The organism is Sporomusa acidovorans (genome assembly GCF_900101845.1).
Lineage (GTDB): Bacteria > Bacillota > Negativicutes > Sporomusales > Sporomusaceae > Sporomusa > Sporomusa acidovorans.
This window is the reverse complement of sequence record NZ_FNAM01000012.1, coordinates 1-13,821: the sequence shown is the minus strand read 5'-3', so window position 1 is coordinate 13,821 and position 13,821 is coordinate 1. Positions and strand designations below refer to the sequence as shown.

The window sequence follows — 13,821 nt, the reverse complement described above, 5'->3', positions numbered from 1 at the left end:
TATGGAACTTTAATACTTTTGATATACCAAAACAGCTGCTGACACCGAGCCAATCAGCCCCACTGCTACCAGCGCATATAACCCGGCCGAGTAATTGCCTAAACTAATAACGAAGCCGAGAAACATTGGTGATAAAGCTGCCGTTCCTGTAGAAATTCCATTCATTACTCCGCCTGCAGTCCCCAGTGTTTTGGCAGGCACCAATCCTTGCAACAGCGTCCAGGCCGCCGGTATTGCCATTACATTGGAAGCTGTTGCGCAGGTTAAAAACAATGCCGCCGGATATTTCCCGGAAACAGAGGCGGCAAAGTACATAGATACCGCTGCCACGAACATGCAGCCGGCAAGAAGCGGCGCATTTTTGCCGGTACGATCAGTAATCCAACCGGCAAAGACTTTTAATATAACGCCAAGTACAAAAGGCAATGAAGCCAGCCAACCCATTTCCGTCCACGTAAAGCCGCGTGCCGACTTTAGATACGTAGGCAACCAGGATAGCATTGCCCAGGCGATAATATTCATCATCATGTACCAACAGACAAGCAGCCAATAGCGATAATTGCCGGCGAAGGTCATAAAGCGCTGCTTAAAAGTATCTTTAGTAGCTTCCTGGCCTTGCTGTTCTGTGGCTAACCCTTCCTCAATATGCTTAAGTTCCAGGGCATTAACCTTTTTATGTGTACGAGGGGTATCTGTTGTCCGAAACCAAAACAGATATAACGGAATCAAAGTAATTACCAGTGCAACCCAGAAACCGTCCCGCCAGCCCCAAGTGCCAACAACGTAAGCAAAAAAAGGCATAGCCACAGCCGGTGCGAGCGATTGACCAATAGACCATGCCGCGTTAGACCGGCCGCGTTCCTGTGGCGGAATCCAGTTTTTAACGAATACGCTCTGCAGCGGATAATAAAGACCTTCCCCCATCCCCAGTATGACCCGGGCAACAAGCATGGTCGTGAAGGTAGTGGCAATGCCGCCGACAAATAGGGATAATGCCCAGATAGCCACACAGAGAGACATGGCTTTGCGCGGTCCCAGATAATCGCCTATCGGAGCTAACACAAAATTAGAGATTCCGTAAACTGCCAAAAACACTGACATTAGCATGCCGATTTTAACAGGTTGACCTTTGATCCCCATATCAACTAAAAACGCTTCATTTGCGACTAACACAGAAATATTAACCCGATCCAAAAAGCATACGAATAAACCAATGCATAATATGGCTACTAAAAAAAGTCTTTGCTTTGTCGGCTTTTCTGGCATTATCTCAGCTTTAATTGACTCTATTGGACTTGACATAACTTATCCGCCTCCACTTGTAATTTATTGAGCACTTGGATAACCCATTCGGTGATCCTCTCACGGAACACTGTGTCAACTTGTCCTCCCTATCCTGGCTCCTCTCTGTAATTAATTTAGTTGATTAATTACTACAGGTCCCTACCCCGTGGTACGCTTTCTTCTTACCCTCTACGGCAATCTTTGTGCCATTAAGTGCTAGGTCAACATAGGTAAAATCCTCCCCTAACGCACCGTGACCATATGTTGTGCTGCCAGAGACGAATGAGGGAATATCTGCCCCGTCTACTTGTACCAATTCACCTTTTTCCATGGCTTCATATAACGCTTTGACAGCTGCAAAGCCGGAAACCTTGCAGTTGCGTTTCCCTGTAGGAATAGTCGACACTCCTGCGCGGTCTGCCCCAGCTACGATACGAGCCATAGCACCCAGCTTGCGGTTTCCTGCCGGTACACCGGCACGAGATTTCGTCCCGACAAGGTTTAGGAGTACCGCTACGATCAAGGCGGCATTGGCAGCGTCGGCACCTGCCTCCTTTGCAGCCCCCACACCGACTTTTAGTACATTGTCCAAAGGCATATAGGCAAAGTTTGGGTTGTCAATCTTTATACTAGCTCCGTTAAGACCCTACTCAACGACCCTACACTTATTGCAATGTCCTATTGTGCAGAACCACTAAACCAGCATAAAATTATTGAAAATTGTTATTTTTCCGATTCCTTTATTAACGTGCTTATTGGCTTTTATATTAATTTCAAAACCTGTTTTCTTAAAATATTTTAAAGCATTGCTTTCAATCATTTCTTTTAACTCATGAAATGTAATCCCTGATCCTTCTTTTTCAATAGCCTTTGCCGCATTTTTTAAGCACTCGTACTCAACTCGTACAGCAATGGGGATACCTAAATTATCTTTGATCACCTTGACATCCACATTACTTTCCCACAATACTCTATGCTCCGTATTTATTAGCGAGACTTTCATTGTTTCTAACGATGACTTAAAAGAAATATGATCGGTATTAATTCGCCTAATACCTCGTTCCGCCAGCGCCCTTCTTCATCAATTGTTCAATCAAATATGGCACATGGTCGGCATTTATATTATCAACATGAGTCATAAGAAGCATATTAAACATCGCCTTTCTACTATAAATTCACTCAAATGCCAGCTTCTACGTTATATATTGTTATCTTTGCGCTTTCCATGTCCACCATACCTTATTAAAACACCTTCATATGTTTTCTACGTTGCAATATCTTTTTCACGACAACAATCGCCATAAATAAGATAGCCATCATTTTTTTCTGACCCGCATTGTTTTTGCTGTTTCGTAAACGATATTCTGGCGTAACCAATTTCACTTAACATTGATAAACCGTGCCTCCTTTCCTCAGATTATCAGTGCTATACCCTCTCACCGCCTTTCGAGTTAGTGCAATTGACCATTTATACTAATTAATTTATCGGTATAATCTTATATTATTTATTGTGATATCTTATATGATTATTATAATTATCTTATATTATTTTTTGATGTATTTCAACATATTTTTTTAATATTTCTTTTTTTCTTATAAAACTGCAAAAAAAGACTTATGCGTTTCGAATCTTTTTATTCGTTCAAACAACAAAAAAGCCGAGGACTTATGTCCTCGGCACTTGGATAGTGTTATTTATTCTATACTTTTATTTAGTTGTTTTGCTTTGCTTAATAGCCTTAAGCATTCTCAGACTATGCAGACGAGCAAATTCTTCAATTTTTTCTGGTGGAGCCGACTCTCTAAATAACCGAATTAGCTCCTTATGTTCTTGGACCGATTCTTTGGCACGGCGTGGAACGAACGTAAAAATCGCTTTGCGAATTTGCGCCATGCGCTGACGCACTTGTTCTAAGCGTTCAATGAGATATGTATTGTTGGATTTTTCGTAAATTTTTTCATGAAATTGACTATTTAACTCACCAAACTTCTCGAAATCAAAATCATCCAATGCGTTCTGCATGTCTTGATTTATTCTTTCAAGTTCATCAATATCTTGCCATGTCATTTTTCCGGCTGCCAAGAAGGTTGCTCCGCCATCCAGGAATGACTGCACCCAATGAGTATCTTCGTGGTCAGATGCATTCAGCATTTGTACGATAGCTCCACTGTATGGAATAATTTGAACCAGACCATCCGCTTCTAATCGACGAATGGCCTCCCTAACGGGTATTATACTAAAATTTAATTCAGCCGCAACACGATCCATGACGATTTTATCGCCTGGTCCATAAGTACCATCAATAATCCGTGAGCGAATAAACTCATAAGCTTGCCGTGTTTTCATCATTCGCGGGCTTTCAGTTTCTGTATTGTTATTACTATTGCATTTAATCATAATGTTATATTATAAATTAAATCATATATAATTTCAACTAGATGCTACCTGTTATGATAATTCATAGAATAGCATTACCGCTTTTACCCTATTCAGGCTGTCTTAGCTCATCATGCTCCTTAACTGATTCTTTTGCCCGGCAGCACGAACATAAAAATAGATTTGCGAATTTGCCTCAAACGCTGGCGAACCAAGAAAATCAGCTTCTAAATTGAATTTCTTCCCTAATCGGCCTAAGACTAGGTAATGTTAAACTTACTAATAAATTTATTATTATTGATATATTGGGACTCGTTTGCTATTATATGATATAAAATAATGAAGAAAGTAGTGTATTATGAAGATGGCTTACCAACTTATTGTACAGGCTGGTAAGCGTTTTGTTATTATGCCATCTGTAAATTGGCGGTCGAATAGCATTTTGGCCTTCCTCTTTTTAGAGAAAGGTTTTCGTCGGATGAGCGATGTGATTTTTATGAATTACGTTGTGACATATACCCCCCCTGGTAAGAGGGGATAAAGGCAATGATAATATATAGACAGTATCAAAAACTCTGGAGGAAAATAAATGCTTACAATATCAATTTGTTTTGGAAGTAAATGCCAGTTACGTGGTGCCTCAGATGTTTTAAATGCATTTATGGTATTGATAGAACGTTATAAGATTAAGAGCGAGATAGATATCGATGGAGACTTCTGCCAAGGGAAATGTACCGAAGGGGTAGTTATCAAATTAAATGATGAAGTTATAACTAACGTCACTAAAGATAAAGTTCATAGGATTCTTGTGGAAAAAGTCTTAAAGGATATTATCATGTCTCCATTAAATAAATCGTAGCTAACCAGGCCCCAGCTTCACCAATATCCATCTTCCTGGAAACCTGCCTGAAATTTAAAGGCAACATCTTTAAAAATTAATTAAATCTCCAATGAAGCATAAAAGAGGCCGCCTCAATTTTTTATTGCGATAGCCTCTTTAGTACAACCTGGGTCTAAAGACTTATAAAGACAGGTTCTTCACAGTTTACGCCCCCCTAGTATGATTTTTTGTGTTTGCGAGACACACATAAATCATACCAGGGTTTGTTTATTTCTCAAAGTTCATTTCACATATTACAGGAATGCTTTTGTAAGGATTGTCCGTACATTGGACAATCCTTACAACCTCCCTAAAAGATGTTATATATTAAGGAAGTTGTTATAAAATGATCGAACGGATGTCAATTTTCTTAAGTAGAGTTACACCATAAGTGGGCTTTATGCCTTCTTGGCATCGCTCATAGCATTATACCTTTTTTCTGTACTAACAGTCACAAGCCCATTATCTAACGTTAAGAGAAATAAACCTGCTATGGCAATAGAAACAGCCATACCGATATATGCCCCCTGAAATGAGCCTGTCATATCTTTAATATAACCGGTAAAGTACGGTCCAGCCCAGCCACTGGTGCAGCCGATTGAGTTAATTAAACTTGTCGCTGCAGCGGCAGCTGAACCGGATAAAAACGTCGTAGGATAGGACCACCAGACCCCTAGTCCAATATATAAGCCTAATGCACTCACGGTGACAAGTGCAAGACTAAACCAGGGATCAGTAACGAACGGCCCAGCGGCCATCGCAATTGCCCCCATGAATAACGGCAAGGCCATGTGCCACCGTTTTTCCCCCGATTTGGAAGATGACATCCCCCACAGAATGAAACCAATAAAGGCTATTGTCATCGGTATTGCAATAAGCCAACCCATTTGTGAGTTGGACCAGCCGGATACCGATTTAAGGACGGTAGGCATCCAAAAATTGAACCCCCAAAAACCGGTCATCCATAAAAAGAAGATTCCACATAGTTTCAGAACTTTTTTATCTTTACAAGATTCCCAAACCGTAAATTTCCGGACTGCATTTTTCGCGGTGATTTCCTGTTCATATTCTGTGGTCAGCAGTTGCTTCTCTTCCGGAGATAGCCAATTTGCATCCTTCGGCCAGTCCGGCAGACAATATAAATAACCAATACCTAATGCAATAGCAGGAAAAGCTTCGAGCAAAAATAAAGATTGCCATCCCTTGAGTCCCAAAACTGAAACATCTAGCAGCCAACCGGCAAGGGGTGCGCCAATGACCCCTGATAGGAGCATTGACGACAAAAAAAGTGACATAGCTGCCGGTCTTTCCTTGGTATTAAACCAGCGAGGCATAATAATAGCATAAACCACAGGGAAGAAACTGGCTTCACATGCCCCCAACAAGAAGCGCAGGATATAAAACTGCATGGCATTCTGCATAAACGCCATGAAAGCTAATACCGCTCCCCAAACGACCAATATTATAGCCAGCCATACGCGGGGGCTTTTGCGCTCTGCAATGAGTGCCCCTGGAACTCCAAAAAGCATATAACCAAAAAAGAGAATACCGGCTCCCATTCCAAATTGTTCGGCGGAAAATCCCATATCTTTGTTCATTGTCAACGCTGCAAAGGCAACATTGACTCGATCAAGGTAGGCCATGATCGATCCAATAAACAACGGGAAAATAATATAGAAGTACTTTCTTGCCTGTAAGTTTTTTAACATTTATGAACCTCCTTACTATATATTAGGATCTATCGAAACTATCAGTTGCGAACGAGCGAGTGTTACCCCGGTTTTATACGAATTTTCAGGAATATGAAACAACAAAATCAGTTCTTCAGCATAAGAGGCCAGGAAATTACGAGCTGTATACAGACATTACCCCTTTGGGCGCAAGTCGTTTTACAATGCATTTTACAACTTATCCTTTAAACTAACAAAGCACAGAGATCATCCGCGGTCACGCCGTAGATATATTGTTCGATGGATACCTGTCCTAAAATCTCCATAATAGCCGCTTTTTCATGAAGGCAGCCGCGTAGAGTATCAGCTAGTTTTGCGATGTCCTCAAGGCCAAAGAAATCTCCAAAAATTTTAATTTGATCAATTTTGCCTTCGCTGATTTCCATACGGACATCCACAAAACCATGGGCAAACTTTTTGCAGTTTTTCCATGAATATTGAGGCGAAACACCGTATTGCCACTTCCAGGAAGCATATTTATTACGAGCTAATTCACGGACAGCCTCCGCTTGCTGCATACTCAGCGTATACGGCCTTAAGTCTGGTACAACCTGCAAAAAATACTCTTGCAGGGCCGTGCAGAATTCTTCTACGCTTATCCTTTCCTCTAAATGCTGTAAAATAGTAGTAACACGGTTGCGAACTGATTTCACTCCCTTACCTTCTATTTTTGCGGGATTGGGGCGTAGCACATCAGCAAGCACAGCTAAATCGGATGAAAATAGGATGCATCCGTGATGCAGAAGCCTTCCATTCACTACAGCTTGTGCATTTCCGCAGATCTTCCGTTCTTCTATACATAAATCATTTCTGCCAGAAAGAGTTGCCGTGATTCCCAGTGTTTTAAGAAATGCAATAATCGGCTGTGTAAATTTTCTGTAATCACCAAATTCATCTTGGACATAAGGTATGATTAAGGTGTAATTTACATTTCCAAGATCGTGATAGACTGCTCCGCCACCTGTTAAGCGGCGAGCCACCATCACATTTTCGCGCTGTATATAATCTAAATTGATTTCTTCTACGGTATTCTGGTTTTTGCCAACAACGACTGTCGGCTTATCTCGCCAAAGGCACAGAATATCTTCTTGAAAATTCGTTAACAAATATTCTTCCAACGCCAGATTATAGTAAGGATCAAGTGAGTTGTTGTGTACCAGCAACAAAAACAACACCCCTCCCGTAACAAGTGTTAGGAAACATCTCCTATTTCAGATAATCGTTCTTGTGCAAATGAATTGACGCATTCGTCAAGCCCGACGCACATTCAAAAATGGTTTCGCTAGTGGTGGGATGAGGGAAGATAACACTTGCAATATCCTTATCTGTCAAGCCAAAGCGGATTGCAAAAGATAATATGTTGATAGCAGTATCTGCATCTGGACCTACAATGCTTGCACCAATAATTTTTTTGCTGGTACTATCCTGCACCAATTTTACAAAGCCTTTTGTCTCATTCATGATCAGCGCTTTGCCATTCGCATAGTAAGGAAATTTTGCAACACGGAACGCGATCCGCTGTCTTTCGCATTCGGCTTCCGTCATGCCAACGGCGGCCGCTTCCGGGTTGGTGAAAACTACATTCGGCACGACGGAATAGTCCATTTTTTCCGCTTGTCCTAAAATATTGTTGATGGCACAAAAGCCTTGATGTGAGGCAACATGAGCAAGCTGGATCACATTCGTAACATCACCTATCGCGTAGATATGCGGAACATTGGTCTGCATGAATTCATTCACTTCAATGCCGCGTTTTTTTTCACACAGCTTTACACCCGCTTTTTCTAGCTGCAAATTGTCTAGATTCGGCTCTCGTCCAATGGAAATCAGCACTCTTTCACTAACCAGCCTAAAGACCTCTTCCCCCTGCTGATAGGTTACGATGGCCTGCCCGTCGACACTCTGCTCGATGCTCATCACTTTGGAAGAGGTATGTATCTGTACCCCTCTACTTTGTAAAAGCTCTTGTATCTCCCCTGAGACATCTTTATCCAACATTGCGAGGACACGATCCAAGAATTCGACGACATGCACTTTTACACCCAGGCTGACCAGAATAGAAGCGAACTCCATGCCGATGACCCCGCCGCCAACAATTGTGATGGAAGACGGAAGCTTCTCCAAATCGAGTACTGATTGGCTGTTCAATACAACGGGAAGATCTGCTCCTGAAATTTGCAGTTGGGAAATCTTAGAGCCTGTGGCAATAATAATGTTTTTAGCGGTTACGTGATATATTGCACCGGGTGCTGCGACATCAACCTGTTTTTCAGAACAGAAAGAACCCACACCATTCAGAATTTTGACACCATGTTCACGCAATAGCGAATCAACGCCGCGCCTCAATTGATCCCGCACCTCATTTTTGCGGCGGATAACCTTTGCAAAATTTACATCGGCTTCCTGTACATGAATACCGTATCGTTCGCTTTCCGAAATCTCGTGAAATAGCTGGGCAGTTTTGACAAATGCTTTGGTAGGAATGCAGCCTTCGTTAAGGCATGTGCCTCCGACCTCACCTTTTTCAACAACTATGGTTTCGATGCCGCATTGAGCTGCGCGAATCGCTGCGACATACCCGCCAGGACCCGCACCGATTATCAATAGTTCGCAGTTCATATCTGTTTCTTTTATAATGTCGGCACTAGTTTCATTTGCTGCCTCGGTAAAGACATCATTTACCTCAAACAGGATATCGTCTGCGTTTACCTTGTCACCTTGCGTAACAAGAACCTTTTGAACCGTTCCGTCCTTCGATGCGATAACGGGAATAACACCTTTCTGTGCTTCATACTCCATTAGCTTGTCCCCGGATTTTACACGGTCGCCTGGTTTTACAAAAACCATACCCACTGTGACAGGAGATGGTCCCATAATAAACCCAATTTTAATTTCCATAATATAATTAATACTCCCGTAAAAAATAATGTTCTAACATCCCCCCCCTGCCGGCAGTACTCCGGCAGGGGTTCATAGTGCAAAAATTGCTAGGTGATTATTAAAGCATCGTCAATTCGAGACCGTCCATAGTTGTACCGTCACGAAGAGTGGAACCGACTGGACATTTCATTTCTGCATGCTCAATCAGTTGGCGGATGCGTTGCTCCGATACGGGACTCTTGACAAAGAAGTGGTAGCGAATATTTTGATAACCCGTCGTCATTGCCGCATTGGGAACCATCATGCCATCGGTATTAATGTCGCCTTCAACGTCCACCCGGATATCATCAATCTGAATGCCTTGCATCGAAGCATAAATAAAGGTTGTAATTGCTAAGCATGAACCAAGGCTTGCCAAAAGCATTTCAATGGGAGTAAGGCCAAGGTTGGTTCCACCGGATTCTAACGGTTCGTCGATATAGGTTTTGATGCCGCGGGCCTCAACTTCCATACAAACTGCTTTATTTTGCCGTATAGATACTTTACGGGTTTTCATTGGCACAATAATCAGCTCCTTATAAAATTAACATTCGTTTTTTCTCATGGTCCCAAGGTTTGGCAAAAAGCATAGCTTTCAAAATGTAGGCAACCATCAATATTACTACCAAACTGCCGGCAGGCAATCAGCAGAAAGCATATTTCTTTTGCTCGGGGCTGGCCGTAAGAGGATTTATATCTCCTTCTTTGGGAACGATGCAGATAATAACGAGCTGCTCTTTATCGGAAGTGTTCCAGAAAGTGTGATGGATATTACTGGGAACATGCATCCAGTAACCACTGGCAATGTCATACTCAGTGTCCCCGACGATAAATTTTCCTTTGCCACCGATACACAAAGCCTGGTGCTCCCAAGGATGATGGTTGTCCGGCGCCACAGCCCCTGGATTTAATTTGAAGCAGCGCATAACATGGCTATCCCAGAAGTGGCCTGGTCCGAAAATGATGCGCTTCTCAGCCCCCTTAATAAATTCTGAGCAGTCGATTAGGGGCAAATCATCGATCTTACCAACATACTTGATATTTTCCATACAAAAGACCTCCATTTTTTAGACAAATGCAAAACAGGCCCTCCCCAAAGCAAATTTATAGAAATTCTTTTGATCCGACCACAATAGTCCTGCATTTGACTTTTATTACGAATTAAATATATAATGTAGCTAAATCTTTAACAAGTACGCACTTTTTTGTGACTAGATACGCACTTTTTTGTAACTAGATTATTTTCATCAGTTGGGAGGATCAACATGAATTCTGAAAGTTGTCCCATCAAAACCACCCTGTCTATGATCAGCGGCAAATGGAAGCTTACCATCATTAAGGAACTCCTAACTTACGAGAGTGTACGTTTCGGAGAACTCATGCGATCCATTCCCCACATATCCCAAAAAGTCTTGACAGATCAGCTGCGTGAGCTTGAGGACGACGGACTTATCGTGCGAACAGACTATCATGAAAATCCCCCTAGAGTGGAATACTCACTAACCAAACTGGGTGTCAGTATGGTTAGCATTATGAAAGAGATCCGTCGTTGGGGAATGTTTCACCTTTTGAATAACGAGAAAAGGCACGTCCGCTGCTTGAAATGCAAGCAGTGTCAGACAAATCCCCATGGATGCTGATATTTGCTCGCAACGTGTTCGAACAAATCAAAATAGAAGACGTATGGCCTACCTATACAAAAAGCAAAACAGACGATTCTACTTTCCCGAATCGTCTGTTTTGCTTTTTAATTAAAACTACAGGTGCACCGCCATCAGCAAAAACCACATTTCTTTTGAGCGGGACTGGCGGTAAGTGGATTTACATCTCCCTCTTTGGGAACAATGCAGATAATAACTAGCTGCTCTTTATCCGAAGTGTTCCAGAAGGTGTGTTCACAGTTACTGGGAACATGCATCCAATAACCGCTGGCAATGTCATACTCTGTGTCCCCGACCATAAATTTCCCTTCTCCACCGATGCAGAGAGCTTGGTGCTCCCAAGGATGCTGATTGGGCGGTGCCACGGAATAGGGCTCTAACTTAAAGCACCGCATTACATAGGTATCCCAAAATTGGCCCGGGCCGAAAATGATGCGCTTCTCAGCTCCTAAAATGAAGTCGGAGCAGTCGATTAGCGGTAAATCATCAATCTTGCCAACATACTTGACATTTTGCATTCATAAGCCTCCTAAAATTTTATTGGTAACTACATAAGGTAGCGGCTCCGTTCCTGCTAACATAAGTCTGACCTGCAAAACGCTCTTGCCTGTAACAGCCCATTATAATTTAATATATGATTTTAATTCCTAATTTACAAGTAGGTACTTTTTAGTTACTGGATTCTTTGTTAGCCAACGTTGGTCCTTTGGTAGATCAGCAGCAAGATACCAAATTGGTAAAAAACTGCTAAACAAGTATCCATATTACACTTTTTAGCCAATTCAAACATTAAAAGCTTATTTAGTTTTGATTTAGCCGTACTTAGTGTTTCACCAAGCAGATCTTGTATCTTGCTAATTTGTCGCTGATACGTTTCAATCCATTATCCGGAGTGTTGTGTCTGATTTTATTTGCATAAATACCTGTGCAGCTACGACTGCAAAAAAATAATATCTTCCTTCTTTTTGCTGCCTGCGTACTTCTTTATCCGGCTTCTCGAATTCTACACCATAAATGACAAATTACTTTCATAAAACAAAACCTCCACCTGAGATATAATATATTTCCATTACATCTCAGGTGGAGGGAAGATTCATTTGGTGGAGGCGATCCGTAACCAGACAAATCCCATATCCTATTCCACAATCTGGAATTCGGCTAATTCAGTTCCTTGCCCTTAGTCCAAAGTTCGTTCTCGCTCAAGTCAACATCATCATTCCAGCTAATTCCGAATCCTCCGCCGTCAACCTGCACGGCTTTGAAAAAGCCTCTATCGCGTAAAATGCCAAAGCGCTCGTTGTTCAATCTAGGCTTGGATCATACAACTTCGTTACTCCATTGTCAAACGTAACCCGCAGAACGTAATCATTGCAAGCCTGAACCTGTCTGACACGCGGCACCCTAGACATATTTCCTGCATTCCTCTCGCCTTTCAAAATCTGTCAACCGATTTCATTTTCTGCATGTTTACGTAAGATTGCAAGCAAATCCCTGGCTTGTGTCAAAAGATCTTCAGCCATTTGCTCATTCATTTCCAAGAAAGCTTCGTAATCAGCCTTTTGTCTCCATTCAAACAGCCGATTGTACACCATACCCGCCTCTACAGGTAATGCACCCGTTTTTACAAAATCTCTATGCAAACTAGCCCTAACAGCGGAATGCTTTCCGTAACTTAACTGACGCAACGCAAGCAGCGCACTCATAGCGTAAAACGAGGCGTAGTACAACCTACTGACACAAGCCGACCATTGCCGATGCTCGAACAGAAGCGTCGCGCTTTCTTCTGCCTCGTGCGACTTGCCCAGCCAGTAACGCGCTAACTCTTTCACATTCCCTTCTGCGGTCATACGGCAATTCCCTCTCTGGCAATTGCCTGATGAAGTGGCAGCAACGACCAAACGGGAGATTCCCATTTTTCCTTTGGAACAACCACTACGCTAATGTTGGTATCATACTCCATGTTAACAAAGAAAGCTATATCAAATATAGAAGTTTCCTCTGAATAGGAAAGTGACTCTTCTGTAAGGATTAGTACATCCAGATCAGACTCCTCGGTTGCCTCGCCACGAGCTACCGATCCAAAAACAACGACCTGTTCAACTGCCGTTTTCTCTTTTACACGTTTTTTTAGTTCAGCCAGTGCAACATGCTCATTGTCCTTAGCCTTCAGTAAATCCATAGTCACTCCACACACCCCCTGCGCCAACGCAATTGAATGGTTAACACTCTTTCATTTATATCTATTATAACAAAACTCACTACTTTATCATACATTTTAGTCAACTATCATAAGCTGATTTCTTCCAACAGCGCCAATACCGTTTTTGAAATCATCCCATGCTCAACCACATCATCATTGTCGCCAAGCAGGCGATAGTAGATCGTCTCGCCTTGCACTGCGTACTGCAGCAAATAGTCTGCTCCATCTTCCATTTCAGCATCAATCCATTCATCATCAGGAACACTGTCTACATCACCAAAATAGGTACGCGAATCCGTCCCGACAATCTCGCAATCCTGCTTGCTGACGTAGTGTGCTGACGGGTCGCCTACATTCACACGGTAGGCATCCTTTCTTTCACTCAACACGGCAAATTCCTGACCTACCTTGCTCGCATTGGTACTATGTCAAGAAAAAGTACAAATTAAAACGAGTGGTTAACCCCAGATTATTACATAAAATTGACTATTTTATGCACCTACTTTTGATTTTATAATGTACTCTTTTTCATATTGATTAGGTGATTTATATTCACAATGACTGTGAATACGTACAGTGTTGTAAAAAGTTTCTATATATTCAAATACAAGTTTATATGCTTGCTCATAATTCCTAATTCTAAAACGATTTAGCCATTCGCGTTTAATCAAGGAATGAAAGGATTCTATGCAGGCATTATCCCAGGGATAAGCCTTTTTTGAATAGCTTTTCCGCATTTTTTCGGTTGCTTCACGGTATTTGTCTGATAC

Annotated in this window: 18 protein-coding genes; 2 read left to right on the top strand and 16 right to left on the bottom strand. The window is 42.0% G+C overall.

From position 1 onward, the window contains the following. Window positions 1–9 precede the first annotated feature (9 nt). The 5 genes from BLR65_RS10175 to BLR65_RS10160 form a co-directional block, all read right to left on the bottom strand. Entirely contained in the window at window positions 10–1,302 is a 1,293-nt protein-coding gene (locus tag BLR65_RS10175; RefSeq protein WP_211285161.1) for an MFS transporter, read from the bottom strand. A 124-nt stretch (window positions 1,303–1,426) separates the two neighbouring features. After that, a complete protein-coding gene (locus BLR65_RS10170; protein WP_093794087.1) occupies window positions 1,427–1,882 on the bottom strand; it encodes a hypothetical protein in 456 nt (151 codons plus the stop codon). A gap of 96 nt (window positions 1,883–1,978) precedes the next feature. Further along, complete coding sequence (locus tag BLR65_RS10165; RefSeq protein WP_143122551.1) at window positions 1,979–2,224, bottom strand: hypothetical protein; 246 nt, start codon at window positions 2,222–2,224, stop codon at window positions 1,979–1,981. Between the two features lie 324 nt (window positions 2,225–2,548). Further along, window positions 2,549–2,674, bottom strand: coding sequence for a hypothetical protein (locus BLR65_RS31370; protein WP_281241515.1), 126 nt, complete (start codon window positions 2,672–2,674; stop codon window positions 2,549–2,551). A gap of 318 nt (window positions 2,675–2,992) precedes the next feature. Beyond that, window positions 2,993–3,682, bottom strand: coding sequence for a GntR family transcriptional regulator (locus tag BLR65_RS10160; RefSeq protein ID WP_218130629.1), 690 nt, complete (start codon window positions 3,680–3,682; stop codon window positions 2,993–2,995). Between the two features lie 568 nt (window positions 3,683–4,250). Between BLR65_RS10160 and BLR65_RS10155 the strand changes: the two genes are divergently transcribed. Then, entirely contained in the window at window positions 4,251–4,520 is a 270-nt protein-coding gene (locus BLR65_RS10155; protein ID WP_093794084.1) for an NAD(P)H-dependent oxidoreductase subunit E, read from the top strand. A gap of 419 nt (window positions 4,521–4,939) precedes the next feature. On the opposite strand, the gene BLR65_RS10150 is transcribed toward BLR65_RS10155, so the two are convergent. From BLR65_RS10150 to BLR65_RS10130, 5 genes are all read right to left on the bottom strand, one after another. Continuing rightward, window positions 4,940–6,250 (bottom strand): MFS transporter, encoded by a 1,311-nt coding sequence (locus tag BLR65_RS10150; RefSeq protein WP_093794083.1) that lies wholly within the window; start codon window positions 6,248–6,250, stop codon window positions 4,940–4,942. 206 nt (window positions 6,251–6,456) lie between these two features. Beyond that, window positions 6,457–7,437, bottom strand: coding sequence for a lipoate--protein ligase (gene lplA, locus BLR65_RS10145; protein ID WP_169716906.1), 981 nt, complete (start codon window positions 7,435–7,437; stop codon window positions 6,457–6,459). A gap of 40 nt (window positions 7,438–7,477) precedes the next feature. Next, window positions 7,478–9,169: a dihydrolipoyl dehydrogenase gene (gene lpdA, locus BLR65_RS10140; protein ID WP_093794081.1), complete on the bottom strand. Its 1,692-nt coding sequence runs from the start codon at window positions 9,167–9,169 to the stop codon at window positions 7,478–7,480. A gap of 100 nt (window positions 9,170–9,269) precedes the next feature. Then, a complete protein-coding gene (locus tag BLR65_RS10135) occupies window positions 9,270–9,707 on the bottom strand; it encodes an OsmC family protein (protein WP_245692692.1) in 438 nt (145 codons plus the stop codon). 127 nt (window positions 9,708–9,834) lie between these two features. After that, window positions 9,835–10,239 (bottom strand): cupin domain-containing protein, encoded by a 405-nt coding sequence (locus BLR65_RS10130; RefSeq protein ID WP_169716905.1) that lies wholly within the window; start codon window positions 10,237–10,239, stop codon window positions 9,835–9,837. Between the two features lie 216 nt (window positions 10,240–10,455). Here BLR65_RS10130 and BLR65_RS10125 point away from each other — a divergent pair, with 216 nt between their 5' ends. Next, on the top strand, window positions 10,456–10,830 hold the full coding sequence (locus BLR65_RS10125) for a winged helix-turn-helix transcriptional regulator (protein WP_093794078.1): 375 nt from the start codon (window positions 10,456–10,458) through the stop codon (window positions 10,828–10,830). A 134-nt stretch (window positions 10,831–10,964) separates the two neighbouring features. On the opposite strand, the gene BLR65_RS10120 is transcribed toward BLR65_RS10125, so the two are convergent. The 6 genes from BLR65_RS10120 to BLR65_RS10095 form a co-directional block, all read right to left on the bottom strand. Continuing rightward, window positions 10,965–11,369, bottom strand: coding sequence for a cupin domain-containing protein (locus BLR65_RS10120; RefSeq protein WP_093794077.1), 405 nt, complete (start codon window positions 11,367–11,369; stop codon window positions 10,965–10,967). A gap of 640 nt (window positions 11,370–12,009) precedes the next feature. After that, on the bottom strand, window positions 12,010–12,156 hold the full coding sequence (locus tag BLR65_RS30425) for a DUF2442 domain-containing protein (protein WP_211285160.1): 147 nt from the start codon (window positions 12,154–12,156) through the stop codon (window positions 12,010–12,012). Window positions 12,157–12,293: 137 nt separating this feature from the next. After that, complete coding sequence (locus BLR65_RS10110) at window positions 12,294–12,698, bottom strand: HEPN domain-containing protein (RefSeq protein WP_093794076.1); 405 nt, start codon at window positions 12,696–12,698, stop codon at window positions 12,294–12,296. Next, window positions 12,695–13,030, bottom strand: a complete 336-nt coding sequence (locus tag BLR65_RS10105; protein ID WP_245692691.1) for a nucleotidyltransferase family protein — start codon at window positions 13,028–13,030, stop codon at window positions 12,695–12,697. Before BLR65_RS10105 ends, BLR65_RS10110 begins: the two co-directional genes overlap by 4 nt. Before the next feature lie 107 nt (window positions 13,031–13,137). Next, a complete protein-coding gene (locus tag BLR65_RS10100; protein WP_143122550.1) occupies window positions 13,138–13,410 on the bottom strand; it encodes a hypothetical protein in 273 nt (90 codons plus the stop codon). 132 nt (window positions 13,411–13,542) lie between these two features. Next, window positions 13,543–13,821, bottom strand: a 279-nt coding sequence (locus tag BLR65_RS10095) for an integrase core domain-containing protein (RefSeq protein ID WP_143122549.1), incomplete at its 5' end; no start/stop codon positions are given.